This window comes from Chryseobacterium sp. HMWF035 (genome assembly GCF_003094695.1).
Classification (GTDB): domain Bacteria; phylum Bacteroidota; class Bacteroidia; order Flavobacteriales; family Weeksellaceae; genus Chryseobacterium; species Chryseobacterium gambrini.
Map to the genome: position 1 here is coordinate 1 of NZ_QEHP01000024.1, position 23,054 is coordinate 23,054.

Consider the following 23,054-nt stretch of genomic DNA (forward strand, 5'->3'; position numbering starts at 1 on the left):
ATATAATCCTTATCATTAAAAGTACCCAATAACGCAATAGTTTTATGATCATTATAGACGGCGATAAGATTAATAATTACAGTACCATAAAAAAATGCTTTTAACTTTAAATAGCCTGCTTTCTCTAAGTTTGTAAAAATCCGGAGAAAGCTATTTTTATCCTTTTCATTTTTTGCACCAATCAGATTTTTTGAAATAAATTCCCAAGCATTAAATATAGAAACCTCTCTTACTTCAGATTTTTGTAAAATATCATCATCAAGCCTTAATTTTCTCTTTCTCTTGGGTGAGTATTTCTGTCTTACAATTTCATAATTATCTGGGTAAATAAGAAAGTTTTGTCTTTGTTTTAATTGTCTTGAAAAAGTATTAGCCGCATTAAAACCATAGTACCAAATATTATATTTTTTTTCAAAGAATTTTAAAAATAAATCATTGATTTCAATATCATTTTTAGCAGAAAAAATACCTAATTGTTGACAAAGCTTAGGATTAATTACGATTTTAAATCCGAATTTTATCACAAAAGGAATTGGCATTACCGCTTCATAATCATTATAAACCAGCAATTCCCAATGTTTTTCAGAAGTAATATCTAAAAAATCTTTGGTAGCCGAATATTTCCGCTGTGCAGAATTTTCAAGACACTTAGAATATTTATCAAAATCTATTTCATTATATTTTAATCTTCTAATCATAATAATCCGTCGTCTGAGAAACTAAAGTATGAATTCTGTGTCACAATAAGATGATCCAGGAGCTGAATTCCTAGCATCTTTCCTGCTTCCTTTATTTTTTGAGTGATTTCAATATCTTCTCTGCTTGGCTTCAGATTTCCCGAAGGATGGTTGTGTGCCACGATAATTCCTGTCGAAAAATGATCTAAAGCTGTTTTAAAAAGGACTCGAATATCCACAATCGATTGATTAATTCCTCCCTGTGTAAGCTGAGCAAGATGAATGACTCTGTTGCTCTGATTCAGAAAAATTGCCCAAAAAGCTTCTGTCCGGAGATCCGACAAATGATTTCTGAAAATCTGATATGCTCCGTCGCTTCCTGAAATCACAGGTTTCTCAGGAATTTCCTGACTTGCTCTTCTTCTCCCGATCTCCAAAGCCGTAATAATGGAAATAGCTTTTACCACTCCCACTCCTTTAAATTTCATTAAATCTTTTAAAGACAACAGGCTTAACTGATGCCAGTTGTTATTAACAGATGCTAAAATTTTTCTTGCCAGTTCAATTGCCGTTTCATCCCTGCTACCGCTTCCCATGATGATGGCAAGCAGTTCAGAATCAGAAAGCGAACTTTTACCTTTCCGTAAAAATTTTTCTCTCGGTCTGTCGTCTTCAGCAAGGAGTTTAATGCGCATTTTTTTAGTTTAAAATAAAATTAGTAAAAAGCATACAAAATAATGGTTTTCTTTGAACCGTCAATAAACTTAGAAGTTTCGTTGAATGCATTTTTAGAAAGCATAGGACATCCAAAACTTAAACAGGCAGGATTTGCAGATTCTTTGTCTGGAATACAATAATAAGAATGCAATACAATTGCTCTGGCTCTTGCATTGCTATTCGTTTCGTCCAGACCATCAAGTCGATAGGCTTTTCCGAATTTTCCGGAATAACTCTCCCTGATTTCGTATTTTCCTAAAGAAGATTGGTGAGAACCATCAACATTGCTGAATTTCAACGCGGAGGAATTTTTCACGACAGATCCGTCACCATGAGCAACAATTGCTTTCTGCAGGATTTTATTGTTCTTCAGATCGTAAACAAAGTAACGGTATTTCCCTGAATGAATTTTAAAATTGATAAAAACAGCAAGGTTCTGATTGTAATTTTTTCCTTTAATAAAATTCTTTACTTCCAAAACTTTAGACTTAGGCAAATCTTCAACAGTATTTGAAGCCTGAGAATCAAATTTTGAACAAGAAATAAAGAAAAGAAATAAAAAAATAAAGGGTTTCATCATTTGCGGAAGTTTTATTCGATAATCATTCCGTCTTTCATCACGAGCTTTCGGTCTGTAATTTCCGCTAAATTCGGGTTATGCGTAACGATCACAAAAGTCTGATTATATTTATCTCTCAGATCAAAAAACAATCTGTGAAGATCATCCGCATTTTTTGAATCTAAATTTCCGGTAGGCTCATCTGCAAAAATGATTTTCGGTGAGTTGATTAAAGCTCTTGCTACCGCTACTCTTTGCGCTTCCCCTCCCGAAAGCTGGTTGGGCTTGTGGTGCAGTCGCTGTTCAATTTTTAAATCTTCAAACAAAGCATATGCCTTTTCTATAGCTTCTTTTTCGTTGGCTCCTGCGATTTTTGTCGGCAACAGAACATTTTCTAAAGCTGTAAATTCCGGCAATAACTGATGGAACTGAAATACAAAACCGATATTCTGATTTCTGAATTTAGAAAGCTGCTTATCATTCATATTGATGAAAGATTCTCCGGCAATTTCAATTTCCGTATCAAATTTATTTGAAGTGGTTGGCTGATCCAGTGTTCCCAAAATCTGCAAAAGTGTAGATTTTCCGGCACCGGATTCTCCCACAATTGAAACCACCTCTCCTGTTTTGATATGAATATCAACCCCTTTCAGTACTTCTAAATTCCCATAAAATTTATGGATATTCCTTGCTTTAATCATGATTCAAAAATAGTGAATTGATTTAAATCTGAAAAGCAATAAAAATATAATTTACAGGGATTATATTTTTTGCAAACGATATTTTTTCTCAATTTTATTGGCAAGCCAGCTCACGTAAAACAACTGAAAACTATGATAAATCATCACAGGAAGCAGAAAAAGCACTTTCTGATCTTCCGGAATCCCTAAAACCATTATGAAAAGACTTCCGTGAACCAGAGATTTTTTAGATCCGCAGAAAGTGGCTGTAATCACATCTTCTCTTTTAAAATGAAGCTTTCGGGAAATCAGTTTCAAAATTCCGTAAACCGAGAAAAATAAAGTAATGACGCTGATTGCAATAATCAGGAATACCGAAGAAGGAACTGAGGCAAACACATTTTGTGAAAAAGCTTCGGAAAAACTTTCGTAGACGATGAGTAAAATAATCATTTTATCAAATTCCGCAATAATTTTCGCATACTTTGTCACCCAGTTTTTCAATAGCGGATTTAAAATTAATCCTAAAATGATCGGCAGTAAAACTTTAAGCAACAATTGCTGAATAATTTCTGCGTTATTAATATTTTCCTGATCGGGTTGTATAAAAAAGCTCATCAGTAAAGGAGTCATTACAATTCCGATAATTCCTGAAATGGAGGCATTGAAAATAGCGGAAGTTACGTTTCCTTTCGCGATAGAAACCATAATGACTGAAGAAGAGACTGTTGAAGGCAGACTTGCCAGAAAAAATATGGAAAGCCAGGTAACGAAAAATTCAGTATCTTTTACAAAACCATAAAATAAAAATACAAGCAGCGGAAAAATAATAAATGTTCCGGCTTGAACCAAAAGATGAAGTTTCCAGTTGGAAATATCTTTAATGATTTCTTTGATATTCAGCTTTAATCCATACAGAAGGAAGATCGCTGCAATTCCCCAGTCTATAAATGCTGATAGATTAAAATACTGATTGTATTCGCTTCTGAAAGGAATCAGTTTACCTGCTGCAACCATTACGATCAGCAATAAAAGAAAAATATTTTGTTTGTCTAATTTTATTCTGCTCAATTTCATTTTTTAAAAGTAGCAAGGATCATTCTAAAATCTTTGTGACCATATTAAAATCACCTTAAAATTATCTTAAAAGCAAAAAGGTCTACCGAATTTCTTCCGGTAAACCTTTTTAAATTGTATATCTAAACAGAAAATTACAGTAACAATGTTAAAGGACTTTCCAGATATGTTTTTAAAGTCTGTAAGAACTGTGCTCCTGTAGCACCGTCTACTACTCTGTGATCACAAGCTAATGAAAGCTTCATGATATTTCCAACCACGATTTGTCCGTTTTTCACAACAGGTTTCTCGATGATGGCTCCTACTGAAAGGATCGCAGCATTTGGCTGATTGATGATGCTTGTAAATGTTTCGATTCCGAACATTCCCAAGTTTGAGATAGAGAAGGTAGAACCTTCCATTTCATTAGCTTTAAGACCTTTGTTTTTCGCTCTTGAAGCCATATCTTTCACAGCAGCAGAAATCTGCGTGTAATTCATCTGATCTGTATTCTTAAGAACAGGAACTACCAATCCGTCCGGAATTGCAACTGCTACCCCAATGTTGATGTTTCCTCTGTGAATGATCTTATCTCCTGCCCAGCTTGAATTTACCTGTGGATGTTTTCTTAAAGCAACAGCAGTCGCCTTAATAATCATATCATTGAAAGAAATTTTGGTATCCGGTAAAGAATTGATCTCTTTTCTTGCCTCAATTGCTTTATCCATATTGATTTCCACCATCAGATAATAGTGAGGCGCAGAGAACTTACTTTCAGAAAGACGTTTTGCAATTACGTTTCTTACCTGTGAGTTCGGAGTTTCCGTATCTTCACCCTGTACGAAGCTTAATGCAACCTGAGCCGCCGCAGGACTTGCAGACGAAGCCGCTGTTTTAGCAGCAGAAGGCTGATAATTTTCAATATCTTTTTTAACGATTCTTCCGTTTTCTCCGGAACCCTGAATACTGTTGATGTCTACTCCTTTATCCTGAGCCATTTTTTTCGCTAACGGAGAAATGGCAACCCTGTCTGTAGATGAATGATCTGCAGCCGGTGCCGCTTTTTCTTCTGCTTTAGCTTCTGTTTTTTGTTCAGCAGGTTTTTCTGATGATGAAGTAGCCGCTTTCGGAGCGCCAACTCCTGAAACATCCGTTCCTTCTGGTCCTATAATTGCCAAAACGGAATCTACCGGAGCAGCACCACCTTCCTCAACTCCCTGCTTTAACAATATTCCGTTGAATTCAGATTCGAAATCCTGAACGGCTTTATCTGTTTCTATCTCAGCAAGAAGGTCTCCTTCTTTTACGGTATCACCAACATTTTTGTGCCATTTTGCTACTTTACCTTCCGTCATTGTATCCGAAAGTCTTGGCATGGTAATTACTTCCACCCCTGCAGGAACTTCCGCAGAAGTCTGTTCCACAGTGGTAGAACTGTTTTCAGTTTTAGATTCTTCTTCTGTTTTTTTCTCTTCGGAACCACCTTGAGCCGGAGCTGCTGCACCGCCAGTAAGTCCTGAAATATCTTCTCCTTCATTACCGATAATTGCCAGAACAGAATCTACCGCTGCTGCATTACCTTCTTCCACACCAACATATAAAAGAGTTCCTTCCATTTCAGATTCAAAATCCTGAACCGCTTTATCTGTTTCGATTTCAGCTAAGATATCGCCTTCCTTTACTTTATCACCTACTTTTTTATGCCATTTTGCCACTTTTCCTTCCGTCATTGTATCGGAAAGACGCGGCATTGTAATTACTTCTGCCATAATTTTTTATAATTTGAAAATTTGGGATTTTATGAATTTGAAAATTAAAAAAGATATGATAATAAATCATTTTCAAATTTTCAAACTTTCAAACCGATTTATTATCTTTTAGTTTTCTAATTTGTCTAAGAACGGATAGTCTTCCTGAGCATATACATACTCGTAGATCTTCTCTGCATCCGGATAAGGAGAGTTTTCCATGAATTCGATACATTCTTCCACAAAATCTCTAGATTTATTATCCATCGCTTCCAGTTCTTCTTCTGTTGCCCAACTGTTAGCCAAAATTCTTTGTTTGATCAGCTCGATAGGGTCATCATTTTTGTGAAGCGCAACTTCATCTTTAGATCTGTATGGTTCTGCATCAGACATAGAGTGTCCTCTGTAACGGTATGTTCTTGCTTCAATAAAAGTAGGTCCGTCTCCTCTTCTTGCTCTTTCAATTGCTTCATAAGCCGCTTCAGCCACTTTTTCAGGATCCATTGCATCTACTGCAAGACAAGGCATTTCGTATCCTAAACCTAATTTATAGATATCTTCGTGGTTTGCTGTTCTTTTAACAGAAGTTCCCATTGCATACTGGTTGTTCTCTACAACAAAAATTACAGGAAGCTTCCAGTTCATTGCCATGTTAAACGTTTCATGTAATGAACCCTGTCTAGCCGCTCCGTCTCCGAAGAAACAGATATTTACCGCTTTTCTGTCAAAATATTTATCTGCAAAAGCAATACCTGCTCCCAAAGGAATCTGTCCTCCTACAATACCGTGACCTCCGTAAAATCTGTGCTCTTTGCTGAAAATGTGCATAGATCCGCCCATACCTCCGGAAGTACCTGTAGCTTTACCACAAAGTTCTGCCATGATTCTTTTAGGATCTACTCCCATCGCCATCGGATGGATGTGGCATCTGTAAGCAGTGATCATACTATCTTTAGTTAAATCCATTGCATGCGTAAAACCTGCAGGGATCGCTTCCTGACCGTTATACAAATGTAAAAAACCTCTGATTTTTTGTTTTAGATAAAGAGAACGGCATTTGTCTTCAAACCTTCTCCACATTGTCATATCTTCATACCACTTCAGGTATACCTCTTTAGAAAATTCTTTCATGTGTTGAGCTCTTGCTAATTTATTATGAAATAGTTGAGCAAAATTATAAAAAAAACTTCATTTTTATTGTATACCTACCTATTGTTTTTTTGGTTATAGTATTATATTTACATCATTAAACCTTAATATGGAAGAAAAACAGCCTTCATTATTGCATAAAATATCAAGAATTATATCCGATTTTTTCAATCCTCTGCTCTCTCTGTTTATATTTTTCGTTTACATGAGTTTTCTGAAATACTCTCTGAAAGAAGCCATTACCTCATTTCTTCCTATATTAATAATAGTAATTGCTCCTGTCATTATCTGGCTGGTCTGGAATGTAAAAACAGGAAGATATACCAATATGGATGTATCCAACAGGGTACAGCGAAAAACTTTATATATTTTTATTGCAGCTTCTGTAATATCTTATATCGGCTTTAATTATTTCAGAAACGGACAGATCGATTTTGTAATGCTCTTTATTCTGATATTGCTTTTTGCATTGCAGATCAGCAATTATTTCATTAAAAGTTCGATGCATACTGCATTTAATATATTTGTAGCTGCTTTATTTTTTGCGCTGAATACCACAATGGGAATCATCTGGTTAGGCATTGCGATACTCGTAGGAATTACAAGAATTATCCTAAAACGACATACCCCAAAAGAGGTGTTCATGGGAGCCGGAATTGCTTTTATAGTATCTTTTCTTTACCTTTATTGCAATATTCAGTTTCAACATTAAGAATTTATATGAAAATCAATCATCTTACATCTGCGGAAGAAAATTTAATGAAGCTGTTCTGGAAGCTGGAATCATTTTATTTAAAGGATATTATGGAACAGCACCCTGAACCCAAACCCCATCAGAATACCGTTTCCACTTACCTTAAAATACTGGTTGAAAAAGGATATCTTTCTACGGAAAAGGAAGGAAGGATCTTTAAATACTCCGTGATTGTACCTTTGGAAGAATACCGGAAATTTTTATTAAAAGAACTTTCACAGCATTTTTTTGACAATTCGGGTAAGGAAATTTTAAATCTTCTGCTTCAGGAAAAATTAATTTCTCAGGAAGATCTGAAGGAACTTAATCCTGCAATAGAGATAAAACCTCTGAAAGTAAAAGAAGAATTTGAGTATGCCAATGAAATTCTGAATCCTAAAAAGGAGAAAAAGAAAAACAAGGATAAGGAAAAAGACAAAGACAGGAAAAAGAAAAAAAAGAAGGAAAAAGAATAATTCCTTTAAAAAAGATCATAAAAAAAGCGGTTCCAAAAGAACCGCTTATATTTTTTACCAACGTTTTCCACCGCCGTTTCCGCCGCGATCTCCTCCACCGTAGCCACCGCCACCGCTTCTGTTACCGCCACCGTAGCCACCGCCACCTCTGTTGTTACCTCCGTAACCGCCACCTCTGTTACCTCCACCATTGTTGCTGAAAGTTCTTCTTGGCTTTTCTTCTCTTGGTTTAGCTTCCGAAACGTTAAGTTCTTTTCCGTTGAATTCTTTCTGATTAAGAGCTTCAATAGCCTGTTGTCCTTCTGCGTCCTCCATTTCGACAAATCCGAAACCTCTAGAACGACCAGTTTCTTTATCTGTAATGATTTTTACAGAAGAAACTTCTCCAAATTCTGAAAATAAATCCTGCAACTCATAATCTTTAGTTGCGTAGTTGATGTTTGAAACAAAAATGTTCATCTTGATTAATAAAATTAAAATAAGTTAAAAATGATTTGGTTTATAAAAGAAAAACAACATAAAGAATGAACAAATATTGATTCCAGATATAATACAGGTGCAAGATACGATTATTAATTTCATATCAAAGCTTTTTTTGAAATTATTTCAATAAATTTTTCAATCAAAATATTATTTCGTTAAAAAGTATTAATTTATCATGAAATATTTATGAATAATCATTAAAAAGAGTGACATCTACAAAATAACGGAACACCGTGACCTCCTACTTTGGATAAATTTAAATCCAAAACATGAATCTCAAAAGTAAAAACCATACGCTCCAAAAGAAATAATTGAGAATATAAATATTTCTTTTCGGATTACTGAATCTAAATCTTTTGACAAAGCCGGTTATAAAAGCTAAATTTGTGCAGTAAAATTTCAGATATGAACTATCACACAAGAAAATGGGTAAAACCAGAAGACCTTAATCCCAATCAGTCTCTTTTCGGAGGAAGGCTGTTGCAGTGGATCGATGAAGAAGCTGCATTGTATGCAGTTATTCAGCTTGAAAATAAAAAAGTAGTCACCAAATTTATCTCAGAAATCAATTTCGTAAGCTCCGCAAAACAGGGTGATATCATTGAAATCGGGATCGAAGTTTCGGCGTTCGGCTCAACTTCTCTTACTTTAAGATGTGAAGTGCGAAACAAAATGACCCATCAAACCATCATCACCGTCGACAAAATCGTTATGGTAAATCTCGACGAAAACGGAAATCCTGCTCCTCACGGAAAAACGAAAGTGGAATTTGTGAAAGACAGATTGAACAACCAGAGCTCCTTATGAAAATTTTCATAAAAAATATGGTCTGCGGCAGATGTATTTCTGCTGTGGAAGCTATATTTGCTGAAGCAGGTATTCCTTTAAAATCAATCACTCTCGGAGAAGTGGAAACCCAGCAAGACATTTCAGTTCATGATATGGAAAAACTGGAAAATCTTCTCCTAAAAACAGGCTTTGAAAGAATAAAAGATTCTGCCCATCAGTTAATTGAGAAAATTAAAAATTTAATTATTGTAAAAATCAGCGAACTGGATATCGCTGAAAGTTTTCTTTTGTCTGAATTTTTAACCCACAAACTGCATAAAGAGTACAGTTCTCTTTCAAAAATCTTCTCTCAGAACGAAAACATCACGCTTGAACAGTTTTTCATTCTTCAAAAAATTGAAAAAGTAAAAGAACTTCTTTTATATAATGAATTTACTTTAACAGAAATCGCGGGAAAACTCGGCTATAAAAGTGTTCAGCACTTATCTTCCCAGTTCCGAAACAGCACCGGCTTCACTCCTACTGAATTTAAAAAACTGAAAATTCACAACAGAAAACCGTTGGACCAAATTTAATTGGTTGGAGAGTATTAGAGTTTGAGAGCTTTTTGGGTTTAAAATCGCGCAGATCTATCAGGTTAAGCAGATGTTTGTGTAAATTTCTCTTGTATTTAAATTAAAAAAGAAACTGCGTAATCTGCCAAATCTGCGATAGAAATTAAAAAACACACTCTTACCCTAAAACTCCAATACCCTAAAACACAAAACCCTCCCATTCATAAGACAGAATTCTGTAAACATTATCCTTAAAATTATAACAGGCTTCCGATTGCTTTTTAGAAATTTGTACCATAAATCAGAAGGATCATGGAAAAGCAATATAAAATTCTCGGAATGACCTGTTCCGGATGTCAGAAAAAGATTTCTGAAAAACTGAACAGTTTAGAAAATATAAAAGCTGATATAAATCTCGAAAATAATACAGCAACCATTATCTCCGACAAAAAATTTGAAATCAATACTTTAAATAAAGCACTCGAAGAAATCGGCAACTACAAACTGGAAGATCCGGACAATCCTGAAAAAACCTTCATTAAACCACAGGACAGAGTTTCTCCGTCTTCGGTTTACTATTGTCCGATGGAATGTGAAGGAGAAAAAGTCTACTTTCAACAGGGAAAAAGATGTCCGACTTGCAATATGTATCTGGTTCCCATTGAGGAAAAACATGCCAAAGATCCTAATTTTAAACCTATTTATTCCCAAACAAATCTGCCTGAAAATTTCAAAGACAATATCGGAAAATATTATTGCCCGATGTTCTGCGAAAGCGATAAAATTTATCCTGAAAAAGGAGACTGCTCTATTTGCAATATGCATCTGGAAGAAATCACGGAAGATTTAGTTAAAAATTCCACTTCAAATTCGCATCAACATTCTCACGATCACATCCATCATCATGAAGTTCCAAAAGTAACCGATGAAATGGCTGGAAAATACTATTGTCCGATGTATTGCGAAGGCGATAAAGTCTACGACAGCAATGTCGGATGTCCTGTTTGCGGAATGGATCTCGTAAAATATCCTGAGAAAAAAGTGGTAAAATACACCTGTCCGATGCACCCCGAAGTTATTCGTGATGAGCCGGGAGATTGTCCGATCTGCGGAATGGACCTCGTAAGAATGCCCGACAAAAACGAGGAAGAAGATGAAGCCTACAATATATTAAAAAAGAAATTCATCATTTCACTGGCTTTTACCATTCCTGTTTTCATTCTTTCGATGGGCGGAATGTTTTTTGATTTTCCTTTTTCCCATCAAATTCAGGGAATTTTTGAATTGATTTTAACGCTTCCTGTCATATTGTATTCAGGATGGTTTTTAATGAAAAGAGGATTTGTTTCTTTCAAAACAGGGAACTTAAATATGTTCAGCCTGATTGTTCTGGGAGTTACAGCCGCATTTATTTTCAGTATTGTCGCCCTAATTTTTCCTGATATAATTCCGCATGAAATTCGTGGCAGCCATCATGAAACTCCATTATATTTCGAAGCGGTCTGTGTTATTTTAACGCTGGTTATTTTGGGACAGTTAATGGAAGCTGCGGCGCACAAAAAAACAGGAAACGCCATCCGGGAACTGATGAATTTATCTCCCGATGAAGCCAATCTTATCGTTAACGGAGAAGAGAAAAAAGTACTGCTTTCACAGGTTAAAACCGGCGATTTATTAAAAGTAAAACCGGGGGAGAAAATTCCGGTGGACGGAAAAATAACGGAAGGAAGTTCTGTAGTCGATGAAAGCATGATTACCGGAGAGCCGATTCCTGTTGAGAAAAATGTTCATGATAAAGTTTCTTCCGGAACCATCAACGGAAATCATGTTTTCATCATGAAAGCGGAAAAAGTAGGCGATGAAACCCTGCTTTCCCAAATTATTAAAATGGTGAACGAAGCGAGCCGAAGTAAAGCCCCGATTCAGAAACTTACGGATAAAGTTTCTAAAATATTTGTTCCTACTGTCATTTTAATAGCCGTTTTAACCTTTATTCTGTGGCAGATTTTCGGTCCGGAAGGTCAGAAAACCCTGTTTGCTTTTGTCAATGCGGTCGCTGTTTTAATTGTAGCCTGTCCTTGCGCTTTAGGTTTGGCAACGCCAATGTCTCTGATGGTGGGAATCGGGAAAGGTGCAAAAAACGGAATTTTAATTAAAAACACAGAAGCTCTTGAACAGATGAACAAAGTAAACGTTCTCATTACCGATAAAACAGGAACTTTAACAGAAGGAAAACCATCCGTAGAACATATTGAAACAATCAACAATGATCAAAATTCAATTCTGAAAATAGCCTATTCATTAAATCAGAATTCGGAACATCCGCTTTCAAATGCAGTGATTAAAAAGGCAAAAGCTGAAAGTATAACTCCTGAAAAAGTAGAACAATTTGAAAATATTTCCGGAAAAGGAATCAAAGGAAACATCAACGGAAAAACAATTTTCCTTGGAAACGAAGGTCTTTTAACCTCACATCAGATTTTTATTCCTCAAAATATAAAACAAAAGGCAGAAGAAATCCAGGCGAAAGCACATACCATTTCTTATGTCGCTCAGGAAAACGAAGTTTTAGGATTTATCAGTTTTACCGATAAAATTAAAGAAAGTTCTAAAAAAGCGGTTCAGCAGTTATTGAGTGAGGGAATTGACATTATCATGATGACCGGGGACAACGAAAACACTGCAAAAGCCGTTGCAGAGGAATTGGGAATCAGACATTTTAAAGCGAATTGTCTTCCTGAAGATAAATTAAACGAAGTAAAAAAACTTCAGAAACAAGGGAAAATTGTTGCAATGACCGGCGACGGAATCAACGACTCTCCCGCTTTAGCTCAGGCAAATATCGGAATCGCGATGGGAACAGGAACCGATGTTGCCATCGAAAGTGCAGAAATTACTTTGCTGAAAGGTGATATTTTAGGCGTTGCAAAAGCCAGACTGTTAAGTGAAAAACTACTGAAAAATATTAAGGAAAATCTGTTTTTTGCTTTTATATACAATATTTTGGGAGTTCCCGTTGCGGCAGGATTATTGTATCCGTTTTTTGGAATTTTGTTATCTCCAATGATTGCGGCAGCGGCGATGAGTTTTAGTTCTCTTTCTGTAATTTTAAACTCTTTGCGACTGAATTCGGTGGATCTGGATATTGAGTAAATTTTTCTCGCAGATTTGGAGACTAAAGTCACTGATTATCAACAAAAAAAAGATCACAATAGCTTTTAAAAATCTTTGATTTTTATTCTTTTGAGAACTTTAAAAATTTTGATAATCGCTGTATGAATGTCTTTTGCAACTTTTGCGGTTAATTCTGAATTTGTTTAAAACAGGCTTATTAATAAACGTAAATAATAACAGTACAATTATCTCCTAAATCTGCGAAAGCAAAAAGTAACAATATGAAAAAAGAAAATCTATACATCGGCTGTTCGGGATTCTACAATAATGACTGGAAAGGATCATTGTATCCTGAAGACGCGAAAAGTAAAGATTTTCTTACGTTGTATTCAGCGGAATTTAACTGTGTGGAAATCAATTCTACTTTTTACAGAAAACCTACTGCAAAAACGTTGTTGAAATGGTATGATGAAACGCCCGATGATTTTAAATTTTTCATTAAAATTCCGAAAATAATTTCGCATGAAAAGCGACTGAAAGGCTGTAAAGAAGAGATTGCGGAATTCTGTCATCATATTGAATCTCATTTGAAGGAAAAACTGTCCGGATTTTTGTACCAGTTTCCTCCATCTTTTAAAAATACTCAGGAAAATATTGATTTAATCCTTAACAATCTTGATTTTAGTTATCTGAATGTCATTGAATTCCGTCACGAATCGTGGTGGAATCAAGAAGTGTTTAGAATTTTGCAGGAAAATAAAGTCATTTTTTCAGGTGTCAGTTTCCCCGGAAATCTACCGGAAGATGTCATCATTAACAATTCTGAAGTTTTATATTATCGGCTTCACGGAAAACCTGTGCTTTACAAATCTGAATACAGCAATGAATTTATTGAAAATTTAGCTGAAAAGATTAAAAATTCACAACATAAATCTTTTATCTTTTTCAATAACACCTGGGGAAATGCCGCCATTAAAAATTCGCTGTATTTAAAGAAAATTCTGGAGTAAAAATATTTTATTAAAATAAACTTAAAAAGTCAAAAATAAGTGAAATTTGGCGTAATTTTTGTTAAGAATAATTTGAAAAAATTAACAATTTTTAACAACAAAATTCCATTAAATTTTATGACAAAAACTTTTGCGGAAAAGTCTAGAAACAAGACTTTTCTTGGGATGCTTGCATTGGTGAGTGCAACTTCAATCTTATTCAACAGCTGTAATCAAAAAAAAGACAAGAAAGAATCTGAAAAACGGATTCCGAAAGACCATCCCGTCGCAAAAATTGTCCCCAAACTTGATGATGAAAATGTTTCCACAGATAAAAGAGTAATTTATCTGACCTTCGATGACGGTCCGAATCGCGGAACCGAAAATCTCCTGAAAATTTTACACAAAAGGAATATCTGCGCCACCGCATTTCTTGTAGGCAAACACGCTTACGGAAGCAAAAAGCAGCAGGAAGATCTGGAACTGTTAAGAAAAGATCATTTAATAGAACTTGCAAATCACAGTTTCACGCACGCGCACAACAAGTACACCGATTTTTACAAAAATCCGGCGGGTGTTGTTGAAGATTTCAATGCAGCAAAAGACAGCCTGAAACTGTATGATAAAATTGCGAGAACACCCGGAAGAAATATCTGGAGACTGAATAACATTACCGTAACCGATCTTAAAAGTTCAACGGAAGCCGCAGATAAGCTAAAACAGGCAGGTTACAAAGTAATCGGTTGGGATCTTGAGTGGAAACCGACCAATAAAATGGCATTAAAGGGAAAACATGAAGAAATGCTGAAAAAAGTGGACAGTATTTTCTTTAATGACCTTGAAAAAACTTCAAGACATCTGGTTTTTCTTACGCATGACCAGTATTTAACCGATGCAGATTCCATAAATGAACTCGATCTTTTTATTGAAAAACTTCAGAAAAGCAACCGTTTTGTTTTCAGAAAAATCTCGGAATATCCTAAAATTAATGAGGTTTTGAATTAAATTTAATCATCCTTGTCCGATAAACATTGAAACACAATTATAAGGTCGCTCCTCCGGAGCTTCCATTCTAAGAATAACTATTTTCTATGAACAGCTTGCTCCTAATGGAGCTGCATTTATCCCATCGGGATTTACTGTTAGTAGAAAAAAAGACGCCATCAAAAAAGCTCCAGAGGAGCGAACTGTCGATTTGTGCAATAAACATTGAGCTCATAAATTTGTTTATATGTTTTATCGGACAACATTGAAATTTAATATATTGTATGTCTGTCATTCTGATCGAAACGAAGTGGAGTGAAGAATCTTTAACAATAAAACTTAGATTCTTCCTTCATCAGAATGACAGACATTCTGTTTTAGACTAAAAAGAATCTCACGTCTAAAAATTTCAATATTCATTAGCTTTTCGTCTTTAAAATTCGGAAATTTGCCATTATGAGTATTCAGGAAAATTACAATCATATTAAAAGCCAGCTTCCTTCTGATGTACAGTTGGTTGCTGTTTCAAAAACACATCCTGTTTCTGCGATTCAGGAAGTTTATGATCTTGGACAGAGAGTTTTTGGTGAAAATAAAGTTCAGGAAGTATCAGAAAAATATCCGCTCCTTCCCAAAGATATTCAATGGCATCTGATTGGGCATCTTCAGACGAATAAAGTAAAATATATCGCTGAATTTGTGGATACGATCCAAAGCGTAGATTCTGAAAAGCTGATCCGTGAGATCAACAAAGAAGCAGCAAAGCACAACCGAACCATCAAAGTGTTGCTTCAGGTGAAAATTGCGGAGGAAGAAAGTAAATTCGGACTGGAAACCCATGAAGCCAAAGATTTGTTTGAACAGTATCTCAGCGGAGAATTTCAGAATATCGAAATTACCGGATTGATGGGAATGGCAACTTTCACGGACGATAAAGATCAGGTAAAGAAGGAATTTTTAAACCTGAAAAATCTTTTTGATGAATTAAATCAATTAAAAAAGCTCGAAACATTATCAATGGGAATGAGTGACGATTTTCCGATTGCCATTGAATGCGGTGCCAATTCCGTAAGAGTGGGATCGGCGATTTTCGGGAGAAGAGATTATTCTCAATAAATATTTTAAAGCCCATATACTGTAGAGGGACTATTTATATAATAAACTAAACCATGACAGACGAACAAAAAGAAAAACTCGAGAGAATTTTTGAAATTATAAAAGACCAACTCGAACCAGAAACAGAATATTATAGTTATCAGACTTACAGATCCAGACAATCATTTTATAAAGTTACGGAAGGACGAAGAGATGATAATGTACCGAAAGTTATTCATTGGAAAAACAACAGAGAAAATCTTGAAGGAACCGATTTTAATATTTTAGAAGTACTTTATGACTTTAATCGAAATTCTGAGTATGACAAAATAACTTTTTTCACCTTATCTAAAGAAAAGGGCTTTACTAATAAAACTGTTGACGCAAAACTGATTATTGAACTCATGAAACTTGCACTTTTCAGTGACATTAAGTCGGGTTCAAGCAGAAGAGAAGAAAGTGTAATAAAGATTATTCCAAGTAAAAATTCTGACAGACTGAACTTAGACATTTTCACAAAAATTCATGATGCAGACGGTGGAATCAGAGAATCTGATTTTGCTGAAGTTGAAAAATACGTGGACTGTCTTTATCATAGGTTGGATCAAAAACTGGAAGTAATCTACACTTCGGCTTCAGAAAATGCTATTGAGATCCTTACAGTTCCTGAAATCTCGGGATTGACTTCATTATACGTACCTGTTGAAGATTTATCGCTCGAAGCATCGGAAACTGAAAAAGTATACGAATTTCTGGAATCCTGGAGTGATGCAAAAATTGCAAAAGCTCTTGAGGTAATCAATACAAATCCAGTTCTTAAAGCCAATGTTGAAAAAAGATATCTTAAATTTATTAGATCTCGCGTTGGAAATGATGCGGGACTCGACGCTTTTGTTAAAGCTGGGCTTACCCGTAAAGAATTTAACCTGCTTAACGGAAAAGATTTTGATAAGAACTTCATCTCGTTCTCTTATTTTCAGGAGGAAGAATGCCAGCTTGTTGTTAACTTCATCGGAAGTCTTGTGATGAATTATCTGGATATTGATCAGTTCAAAAAAGAAGCTCAAGCTGCCGAAACAGAAGAAGATCTGTTAAAAATTTATTCCTACGCTGCGGATATTGTAAAAAAAGGAATTCTGGAAGAAGCAAAGACAAATCCTGATGGCTGGTTCAGTAAATTAAGTATAAAATTTGCTAATCTTAAAGTACATGATGTACTTTTTGAAAAAACAGATTTTACAATTCCTAATCTGAACTGTTTAAAAGCTTTTATTTTCTATTTGGGAATTAATACTCACAGATCTGTATATCTGGATATTTTTCAGTCCACCTGTAAAGAGCTTACAGAATTTTTCTGGCTTCTTCCTAGTGTACCGCAATCGTCTTGGGGAGATACCGAACTGAAGTTGCCGGAATATCCATTGAAATTTTCACGTACCGCTATTTACAGACTTGGTGACGGTAAGCGCTGGAGAAACAAAAGTTTTCCTGAAAAATCGTCAAAATAAACTTTTACACAATACAGTTCAAAACAAGCAAAAAGATATGAGCAAAGCACAAAAATGGGCAGAATCTTATTTCCAACGTTTAGAAAAAATTATTGAAGAATTAAAAGAGCATTCATTAATCAATCATCTTAATTATTTTCAATTTACAGGTGTATCCGATGAGGAGATTGTAAAAATAGAATCGCAAATCATAGAGCTTCTAAAATTAAATGCGGAAGATTATGGAACAACCCCACCTTCATCATTTGAATTTGATGAATACATGAAAGCGTTTTACAGAATGAGTAACGGGCTACACATTTCCTGGGATTCTCATATTCTGGAATCATCATTAACCACTAATGAAATACTTACATCTGCACCAAAAGAGAAATTGACTGTTGCTAAAGATGAATTATTACAGGCAGAAGGCTTCCTATCTTTACTTCCTTTAAATTCTTTAGCTTCTTATAATGATGTAAATATTTACAGTGATCCGACAGATTCACGTTTCGGACAGGAAATAAGAAACAAAGGTGGTCATTTTACTTATCTGGACTTTTATTATTTTTACAATGATACCTGTATCGTTCTGAATGATAAGGATGATTCGGGTTTATTATACCATGGAGATGACTATAGTGCTCATTATAATCCTAACAACGTATCCGATTTTGTGATTTATATGGAGTATCTTTTGGCAGCGCGCTTTTCAATCTTTTTGCGTCATATGGCTTTTCTCGACATTAATATCATTAAAGAAATGCGTACTAATCATTATGAAAATCTTATTAACAAGATTCATTCTGAAAATAAATACACAAGCATTGATAACATTTTGAAATATCATATGCTTAATGAGCAAATGCTTGAGAGCTATGGAGATCTAAATTATTTACAATCAAAACCAGAAGAAGTTTACAATAAAATTGAAGAACTTTTGGGCTTAGTGTTAGAAGATGAATTATGAATTATAAATTACAAAACATAAGTAACAAATAATAAAAAAGAAAATATCTTTTAAATTAGGTACATTAAATAATAGTTTTCAATGTTTTAAATTGTAAGATATATTCCAACTAAACGATTAGGTATAGTTTTTGCTAATAATTCAATCAAAAAAATCTAAATTTGCAACTATGCAAAAAATCCTTATTGTAGAAGACGAAAAAGCAATCTCAGGAGTACTCCACAGTATTCTTTCTGACGAACTAACCGACTATGAATTTGTAATTGCCGAAGACGGGCTTGAAGGCTATAAACAGGTAGAAAAAGAAGATTTCGCACTGATTATTTCTGATATCAAGATGCCAAAACTTTCAGGAACTGAACTTTTAAAGCAAAGTTTAGCGCTGAAACCAGAATCTACCTTCATCATGATTTCAGGACACGCAGACATCGATTCTGCGGTTTCATGCCTTAGAGACGGTGCTTATGATTTTATTTCCAAGCCAATCGACATCAACAGACTGATTACCAGCGTTAAAAATGCTTTAGCTAAAGAAACGCTGAAAAAAGAAAATAAAAATCTTCAGACAGAAAATAAAACACTAAAGAAAAAGGTAAGCAAAAAATACCAGATGATCGGCGAATCCGCAGGTTTGAAGAAAATTCAGGATATGATCGGAAAAGTTGCTGTTTCTGATGCAAGGGTTTTGATCACGGGACCAAACGGAGCCGGAAAAGAATTGGTTGCTCATGCCATTCATAACCAAAGTGACAGAGCAAGAGGTCCGATGATAGAGGTAAACTGTGCTGCGATTCCTTCTGAATTGATTGAATCTGAATTATTCGGTCACGTAAAAGGGTCTTTTACAGGGGCGATTAAAGATAAGCAGGGAAAATTTGAGCAGGCAAACGGAGGAACTATTTTTCTTGACGAGATCGGAGATATGAGCTTAATTGCTCAGGCAAAAGTGTTAAGAGCATTACAGGAAAGCAAAGTTTCGCCTGTAGGAAGCGATAAGGAGATTAAGGTGGATGTAAGAGTTCTTGCAGCAACCAACAAAAATATGCAGAAGGAAATTGAAGCAGGAAGATTCAGAGAAGATCTTTATCACAGACTTTCTGTGATTGAAATCTATGTTCCGCCATTGGATGAAAGAAAAGAAGACATCAGATTACTGGTTGAGCATTTTTCCGGAATGATTGCTGATGAACATGGTACTGCTGTAAAAAAATTCGATGATAAGGCGATTGATGCTTTAAAAGCGCTTTCATGGACAGGAAATATTAGAGAATTGAGAAACGTTGTAGAAAGACTGATTATTTTAGGAGGAAACACGGTTTCTGCCGAAGACGTTGCAAGTTTTGTAAGGAAATAATGTAATTATTACTTTAAATAAATTATGAAAATTGCAGTATCATTTGTTACTGCAATTTTTTTTGAATAAAAACTAAACAATTATGAACTTTTTAAATAAAAACTATACGAAAGAATGTCTTACTCTGGCTCTTCCTGTGATGTTGACACAGGTCGGGCAGGTTTCGGTGAATCTTTTTGATAATATTATTGTAGGAAATCTTCTGGGAGCAGATGCTCTGGCTTCAGTTTCATTGGGAAATGCTGTGTTTTTCTCGATGTTTGTATTGGCTTTGGGATTTTCTTTTGCCATTCCGCCTTTGGTTTCGGAAGCGCATTCGAAGCATGACCACAAAACGATCAATTCCGTTTTCAGTCATGGTTTTGTGATTAATATGACGGTGGGGATTTTGCTGATGGCAATTTTACTTCTGGGAATGCCGCTGCTTTACAAATCCGGACAGCCGGAGAAGATCATTCCGGATACGGTTGATTTTTTAACGATTATGGCGATCAGCATTGTTCCGTTTATGGCTTTTCAGACACTGAGAGAAGTTTCGGAAGGGCTTTCTTACACCATTGGAGTTACTAAAGCGACCATTATTGCCAATGTCATTAATATTGTTTTAAATTATGTTTTCATTAAAGGTCTTTGGATTTTTCCTGAAATGGGGGTAAAAGGTTCTGCCCTTGCAAGTTTAATCGCCAGAATTTTTATGGTGGTTTTTCTGTATTTTGTGCTTTCGAATGAGAAAAAAACGAGACAGTACATCAAAGATTTTTCGTTAAAAGTTGAAGTTTTTTCAAAGAAAATGTTTGGAAAGATGATCAGACTCGGTTTTCCGACGGCTTTACAGATGTTCTTTGAAGTAACTGCTTTTGCGGGAGCAGCTTTTATCTGCGGGTTAATTTCGGCACACGATATTGCTTCTCATCAGATTGCCTTAAGTATGGCTTCTTTTACTTTTAATTTATGCATCGGATTCAGTGTGGCTTCAACGGTGATGATCGGGAGAAAATTGGGCGAACAGAATTTTGTTGAATTAAGAAAGGTAGGAATCAACAATCTGAAAATTGCGTTTATTTTTATGTGCATCTGCGGAATTGTCTTCATTTTGGGACGAAATATTCTTCCGACATTTTTCACCAAAAAAGAAGAGATTGAAGTCATTGCTTTAGCTTCCAAATTAATGATAATTGCTGCGTTGTTCCAGCTTTCAGACGGAATTCAGGTAACAGCTTTAGGAATGCTGAGAGGGTTGCAGGATGTGAAAATTCCTTCTATTTACACGTTTATTGCATATTGGGTAATCACAATTCCTTTAGGATATTTCCTTTGTGTAACCATGAAAATGGGTGCTTTCGGAATGTGGATCGCTTTAGGATTGGGATTAACGGTTTCCGCTGTAATGCTGGTCAAACGATTCATGAATATGTCTGCAAAGAGAATTAAGCAGAATCTGTAATAGGAAAGCGGTCTTTTGGGATCGCTTTTTTATTTAAATTTGTTTTTAAGAATATTATTTTAAATGGAATTGACAAACCGCGACCTGAGAAGACATTTATTATTTTTTGATCCTGCTTTTTCAAGACTGGAAAATATTCTTGAAGGCTTAGATAATGGCATTAAATATCTTTATAATTCTGAGCTATGTATTGATTGGTACGGTACAATGGATGAAAAACATGAATGTGAAACTATTTACAGATTGGCTATTCTGGCTTTTGAAACTTATATTACTTCAAGCGCTGTTTCCTTGTGTAAGGAGAATGAAAATCCTCAGCAGTTTTACGACCTTTCATCAGAAATTATTTTAATTTCAGCTCTCGCAAATTATCTTACTTCTACAACAAAAAATTATGATACCATTTTTGAGAAATATTCTTTAGAAATTAATAATTATCCTCTTTACAATGGAATCAAGATTTTAAATAACGAAAGAGATTTACTTCAGATTGGTAAAATTTTGAAATCGTGGAGAAACCAAATTGTATATATTCAATATCCTAGCCCCGATTGAACGGCATGTCTGAGCTCTTTTGAGGTTTCGGCGGCAGCTTCGCTGCCGCCGAAATCTCAAAAAGCGAGTAGTGAAAGCGGGGAAAAGCTCCTAAAAAATTGAGCTTTTTTGCTTCGAATGACAAACTACCCTACTCTTTTTCCCAAAATCACCAAAGTTCTTTCAACGCCGTCCAAAACGGCAACATTCGGAAAAACACCCCAATCTTCAAAACCAAAGTGTCGGAATAATTTCAGGCTGGGTTCATTATGTAAAAAGATGAATCCCAATAATGTTTTTACTTCAAATTTTGGTGCGTTATCAATGCAGTATTGCAATACTTTTTTTCCGTAGCCTTTTCCGCGCGAGCTTTCGTCCATGTAAATGCTGAGTTCCACCGTTCCGTTGTATGCCGGTCTTCCGTAAAATGATGAAAAACTAACCCAGCCTAAAACTTCATTCTGTTCATTTTCAATGACCCAGAGTGGTCTTTTTTCAGGATTGTGGTCATGAAACCATTCGATTCTGCTTTCTACAGAAATATTTTCCGTATCGGCGGTTACCATTCTCGAAGGAATGGTTGAGTTGTAAATTTCTACAATTTTGGGTAAATCTTTCAGTTCAGCATTCCTGAATTTCAGTTCTTCCATTGATTTCAGCATATTTCTGCAAAGATAAAAGAAGCGTTTAAATCTGTTGAATTTATTCTTCAGAATTATTCTCCTGAAGCTCTTCCAAAGCCCGGTTCAGACTTTCCACGGTAGTTCCGAGATAGGTTGCCATATCTTCTTTTGAAATTTCCATTTCTCTGGATTTCACTTCCAAAAGTTGTGAAAGTGTATGCTCTGTCTTGTGAAGCTGCTGATAAGAAGCGCGGCTTGAAGTATTGAAAATACGCTCTGCAAAAACATCCAACAATAAATTATTGAGGGTAAGATCTTTTTCGATCAATGCCTGAAAATAGGGAATCGACATCGAATAAACGGTAACTTCCGTAATCGCTTCAATACTGCAGATGCAGGGAACATTTTTAATGACTTCGATTTCACCGATGATCTCTCCTTTTCCCATAAATTCAACAATATATTCTTTTCCGTTTTCTTCCACGAAATAGCATTTGGTAATGCCGCTTTTAACAAGCATGATCTTTGTGGAGATCTGATTTTGAATTAATATTTTATCGCCTTTTTCAAAAGATTCTAAAACAATATTTCCTTTATGTTCTTCACTGCTGTACAGTCCTTCAAGGTAGTCTAAAAATGTCTGATTAGTTCTTAACATATCTTTTCGGAATCAATGTCCCCTGTTTTTTTATTTTTTACTGAATTTTGCGGGCTGAAAATTACAAAAACTAAAGTAAACAGAATATGAATAATGTAAGTAATCAAATTGTTTTTTGATGTTCCGGTAAAGTCTTCCTGAATCTAATTGTCTGTAATTTTTAGCATTATTTTTCTTAACA

23 protein-coding genes are annotated in these 23,054 nt (G+C 35.2%); 13 read left to right on the plus strand and 10 right to left on the minus strand.

The window, feature by feature from the left end; all coding sequences use genetic code 11:
* The 7 genes from DD829_RS04625 to pdhA all read right to left on the minus strand — a co-directional run.
* On the minus strand, nucleotides 1-698 hold a 698-nt coding region (locus tag DD829_RS04625; protein ID WP_116547565.1), incomplete at its 3' end, for a hypothetical protein.
* Nucleotides 695-1,372, minus strand: a complete 678-nt coding sequence (gene radC, locus DD829_RS04630) for a RadC family protein (RefSeq protein WP_108411634.1) — start codon at nucleotides 1,370-1,372, stop codon at nucleotides 695-697. The genes radC and DD829_RS04625, both read right to left, overlap by 4 nt.
* Nucleotides 1,373-1,392: 20 nt before the next feature.
* Nucleotides 1,393-1,974 (minus strand): murein L,D-transpeptidase catalytic domain-containing protein, encoded by a 582-nt coding sequence (locus DD829_RS04635; protein WP_108411633.1) that lies wholly within the window; start codon nucleotides 1,972-1,974, stop codon nucleotides 1,393-1,395.
* Nucleotides 1,975-1,985: 11 nt separating this feature from the next.
* Entirely contained in the window at nucleotides 1,986-2,654 is a 669-nt protein-coding gene (locus tag DD829_RS04640; RefSeq protein WP_087709976.1) for an ABC transporter ATP-binding protein, read from the minus strand.
* Between the two features lie 60 nt (nucleotides 2,655-2,714).
* Nucleotides 2,715-3,710, minus strand: a complete 996-nt coding sequence (locus DD829_RS04645) for a bile acid:sodium symporter family protein (protein WP_108410759.1) — start codon at nucleotides 3,708-3,710, stop codon at nucleotides 2,715-2,717.
* A 134-nt stretch (nucleotides 3,711-3,844) separates the two neighbouring features.
* Nucleotides 3,845-5,458 (minus strand): pyruvate dehydrogenase complex dihydrolipoamide acetyltransferase, encoded by a 1,614-nt coding sequence (locus DD829_RS04650; RefSeq protein ID WP_108410758.1) that lies wholly within the window; start codon nucleotides 5,456-5,458, stop codon nucleotides 3,845-3,847.
* A 108-nt stretch (nucleotides 5,459-5,566) separates the two neighbouring features.
* On the minus strand, nucleotides 5,567-6,568 hold the full coding sequence (gene pdhA / locus DD829_RS04655) for a pyruvate dehydrogenase (acetyl-transferring) E1 component subunit alpha (RefSeq protein ID WP_076390342.1): 1,002 nt from the start codon (nucleotides 6,566-6,568) through the stop codon (nucleotides 5,567-5,569).
* 127 nt (nucleotides 6,569-6,695) lie between these two features.
* Between pdhA and DD829_RS04660 the strand changes: the two genes are divergently transcribed.
* The gene (locus tag DD829_RS04660; protein ID WP_116547566.1) at nucleotides 6,696-7,298 is read left to right on the plus strand and encodes a phosphatase PAP2 family protein; all 603 of its coding nucleotides are present in this window, start codon (nucleotides 6,696-6,698) and stop codon (nucleotides 7,296-7,298) included.
* Between the two features lie 8 nt (nucleotides 7,299-7,306).
* Entirely contained in the window at nucleotides 7,307-7,795 is a 489-nt protein-coding gene (locus DD829_RS04665) for a BlaI/MecI/CopY family transcriptional regulator (RefSeq protein WP_076390344.1), read from the plus strand.
* A gap of 54 nt (nucleotides 7,796-7,849) precedes the next feature.
* Here DD829_RS04665 and DD829_RS04670 read toward each other — a convergent pair whose 3' ends face one another.
* Nucleotides 7,850-8,254 carry an RNA recognition motif domain-containing protein gene (locus tag DD829_RS04670; protein WP_076390345.1) on the minus strand — a complete coding sequence of 135 codons (405 nt, stop codon included), beginning with the start codon at nucleotides 8,252-8,254 and terminating at the stop codon, nucleotides 7,850-7,852.
* Nucleotides 8,255-8,683: 429 nt separating this feature from the next.
* Here DD829_RS04670 and DD829_RS04675 point away from each other — a divergent pair, with 429 nt between their 5' ends.
* The 11 genes from DD829_RS04675 to DD829_RS04725 all read left to right on the plus strand — a co-directional run bounded on the left by DD829_RS04675 (nucleotide 8,684) and on the right by DD829_RS04725 (nucleotide 21,613).
* Nucleotides 8,684-9,085, plus strand: a complete 402-nt coding sequence (locus DD829_RS04675) for an acyl-CoA thioesterase (RefSeq protein WP_108409965.1) — start codon at nucleotides 8,684-8,686, stop codon at nucleotides 9,083-9,085.
* Nucleotides 9,082-9,642: a helix-turn-helix domain-containing protein gene (locus DD829_RS04680; protein WP_108409964.1), complete on the plus strand. Its 561-nt coding sequence runs from the start codon at nucleotides 9,082-9,084 to the stop codon at nucleotides 9,640-9,642. The genes DD829_RS04675 and DD829_RS04680 overlap by 4 nt, the downstream gene beginning before the upstream one ends.
* 291 nt (nucleotides 9,643-9,933) lie before the next feature.
* On the plus strand, nucleotides 9,934-12,774 hold the full coding sequence (locus DD829_RS04685; RefSeq protein ID WP_108410624.1) for a heavy metal translocating P-type ATPase: 2,841 nt from the start codon (nucleotides 9,934-9,936) through the stop codon (nucleotides 12,772-12,774).
* A 242-nt stretch (nucleotides 12,775-13,016) separates the two neighbouring features.
* A complete protein-coding gene (locus DD829_RS04690) occupies nucleotides 13,017-13,745 on the plus strand; it encodes a DUF72 domain-containing protein (RefSeq protein WP_116547567.1) in 729 nt (242 codons plus the stop codon).
* A 117-nt stretch (nucleotides 13,746-13,862) separates the two neighbouring features.
* Nucleotides 13,863-14,729 (plus strand): polysaccharide deacetylase family protein, encoded by an 867-nt coding sequence (locus DD829_RS04695; protein WP_116547569.1) that lies wholly within the window; start codon nucleotides 13,863-13,865, stop codon nucleotides 14,727-14,729.
* Between the two features lie 435 nt (nucleotides 14,730-15,164).
* Nucleotides 15,165-15,824, plus strand: coding sequence for a YggS family pyridoxal phosphate-dependent enzyme (locus DD829_RS04700; RefSeq protein ID WP_108410885.1), 660 nt, complete (start codon nucleotides 15,165-15,167; stop codon nucleotides 15,822-15,824).
* A gap of 53 nt (nucleotides 15,825-15,877) precedes the next feature.
* Nucleotides 15,878-17,311 (plus strand): hypothetical protein, encoded by a 1,434-nt coding sequence (locus tag DD829_RS04705; protein WP_108410886.1) that lies wholly within the window; start codon nucleotides 15,878-15,880, stop codon nucleotides 17,309-17,311.
* A gap of 37 nt (nucleotides 17,312-17,348) precedes the next feature.
* Nucleotides 17,349-18,260 (plus strand): hypothetical protein, encoded by a 912-nt coding sequence (locus DD829_RS04710; protein WP_123906807.1) that lies wholly within the window; start codon nucleotides 17,349-17,351, stop codon nucleotides 18,258-18,260.
* A 169-nt stretch (nucleotides 18,261-18,429) separates the two neighbouring features.
* The gene (locus DD829_RS04715; RefSeq protein ID WP_076390353.1) at nucleotides 18,430-19,614 is read left to right on the plus strand and encodes a sigma-54-dependent transcriptional regulator; all 1,185 of its coding nucleotides are present in this window, start codon (nucleotides 18,430-18,432) and stop codon (nucleotides 19,612-19,614) included.
* Nucleotides 19,615-19,696: 82 nt separating this feature from the next.
* Complete coding sequence (locus tag DD829_RS04720) at nucleotides 19,697-21,058, plus strand: MATE family efflux transporter (protein WP_108408899.1); 1,362 nt, start codon at nucleotides 19,697-19,699, stop codon at nucleotides 21,056-21,058.
* 63 nt (nucleotides 21,059-21,121) lie between these two features.
* Nucleotides 21,122-21,613, plus strand: coding sequence for a hypothetical protein (locus DD829_RS04725; protein ID WP_108408898.1), 492 nt, complete (start codon nucleotides 21,122-21,124; stop codon nucleotides 21,611-21,613).
* Nucleotides 21,614-21,738: 125 nt separating this feature from the next.
* Here the strand turns inward: DD829_RS04725 and DD829_RS04730 are convergent, their stop codons facing one another.
* Together DD829_RS04730 and DD829_RS04735 are read right to left on the minus strand one after the other, a co-directional pair.
* Nucleotides 21,739-22,254: a GNAT family N-acetyltransferase gene (locus tag DD829_RS04730; protein WP_228408127.1), complete on the minus strand. Its 516-nt coding sequence runs from the start codon at nucleotides 22,252-22,254 to the stop codon at nucleotides 21,739-21,741.
* 40 nt (nucleotides 22,255-22,294) lie between these two features.
* A complete protein-coding gene (locus DD829_RS04735; protein WP_108408897.1) occupies nucleotides 22,295-22,873 on the minus strand; it encodes a Crp/Fnr family transcriptional regulator in 579 nt (192 codons plus the stop codon).
* Between the last annotated feature and the right edge of the window lie 181 nt (nucleotides 22,874-23,054).

Bases quoted from the DNA above. Each gene is read 5' to 3' on its own strand.
- radC (WP_108411634.1), bottom strand. From the start codon at position 1,372: ATGCGCATTAAACTCCTTGCTGAAGACGACAGACCGAGAGAAAAATTT.
- DD829_RS04635 (WP_108411633.1), bottom strand. From the start codon at position 1,974: ATGATGAAACCCTTTATTTTTTTATTTCTTTTCTTTATTTCTTGTTCA.
- DD829_RS04640 (WP_087709976.1), bottom strand. From the start codon at position 2,654: ATGATTAAAGCAAGGAATATCCATAAATTTTATGGGAATTTAGAAGTA.
- DD829_RS04645 (WP_108410759.1), bottom strand. From the start codon at position 3,710: ATGAAATTGAGCAGAATAAAATTAGACAAACAAAATATTTTTCTTTTA.
- DD829_RS04650 (WP_108410758.1), bottom strand. From the start codon at position 5,458: ATGGCAGAAGTAATTACAATGCCGCGTCTTTCCGATACAATGACGGAA.
- pdhA (WP_076390342.1), bottom strand. From the start codon at position 6,568: ATGAAAGAATTTTCTAAAGAGGTATACCTGAAGTGGTATGAAGATATG.
- DD829_RS04660 (WP_116547566.1), top strand. From the start codon at position 6,696: ATGGAAGAAAAACAGCCTTCATTATTGCATAAAATATCAAGAATTATA.
- DD829_RS04665 (WP_076390344.1), top strand. From the start codon at position 7,307: ATGAAAATCAATCATCTTACATCTGCGGAAGAAAATTTAATGAAGCTG.
- DD829_RS04670 (WP_076390345.1), bottom strand. From the start codon at position 8,254: ATGAACATTTTTGTTTCAAACATCAACTACGCAACTAAAGATTATGAG.
- DD829_RS04675 (WP_108409965.1), top strand. From the start codon at position 8,684: ATGAACTATCACACAAGAAAATGGGTAAAACCAGAAGACCTTAATCCC.
- DD829_RS04680 (WP_108409964.1), top strand. From the start codon at position 9,082: ATGAAAATTTTCATAAAAAATATGGTCTGCGGCAGATGTATTTCTGCT.
- DD829_RS04685 (WP_108410624.1), top strand. From the start codon at position 9,934: ATGGAAAAGCAATATAAAATTCTCGGAATGACCTGTTCCGGATGTCAG.
- DD829_RS04690 (WP_116547567.1), top strand. From the start codon at position 13,017: ATGAAAAAAGAAAATCTATACATCGGCTGTTCGGGATTCTACAATAAT.
- DD829_RS04695 (WP_116547569.1), top strand. From the start codon at position 13,863: ATGACAAAAACTTTTGCGGAAAAGTCTAGAAACAAGACTTTTCTTGGG.
- DD829_RS04700 (WP_108410885.1), top strand. From the start codon at position 15,165: ATGAGTATTCAGGAAAATTACAATCATATTAAAAGCCAGCTTCCTTCT.
- DD829_RS04705 (WP_108410886.1), top strand. From the start codon at position 15,878: ATGACAGACGAACAAAAAGAAAAACTCGAGAGAATTTTTGAAATTATA.
- DD829_RS04710 (WP_123906807.1), top strand. From the start codon at position 17,349: ATGAGCAAAGCACAAAAATGGGCAGAATCTTATTTCCAACGTTTAGAA.
- DD829_RS04715 (WP_076390353.1), top strand. From the start codon at position 18,430: ATGCAAAAAATCCTTATTGTAGAAGACGAAAAAGCAATCTCAGGAGTA.
- DD829_RS04720 (WP_108408899.1), top strand. From the start codon at position 19,697: ATGAACTTTTTAAATAAAAACTATACGAAAGAATGTCTTACTCTGGCT.
- DD829_RS04725 (WP_108408898.1), top strand. From the start codon at position 21,122: ATGGAATTGACAAACCGCGACCTGAGAAGACATTTATTATTTTTTGAT.
- DD829_RS04730 (WP_228408127.1), bottom strand. From the start codon at position 22,254: ATGCTGAAATCAATGGAAGAACTGAAATTCAGGAATGCTGAACTGAAA.
- DD829_RS04735 (WP_108408897.1), bottom strand. From the start codon at position 22,873: ATGTTAAGAACTAATCAGACATTTTTAGACTACCTTGAAGGACTGTAC.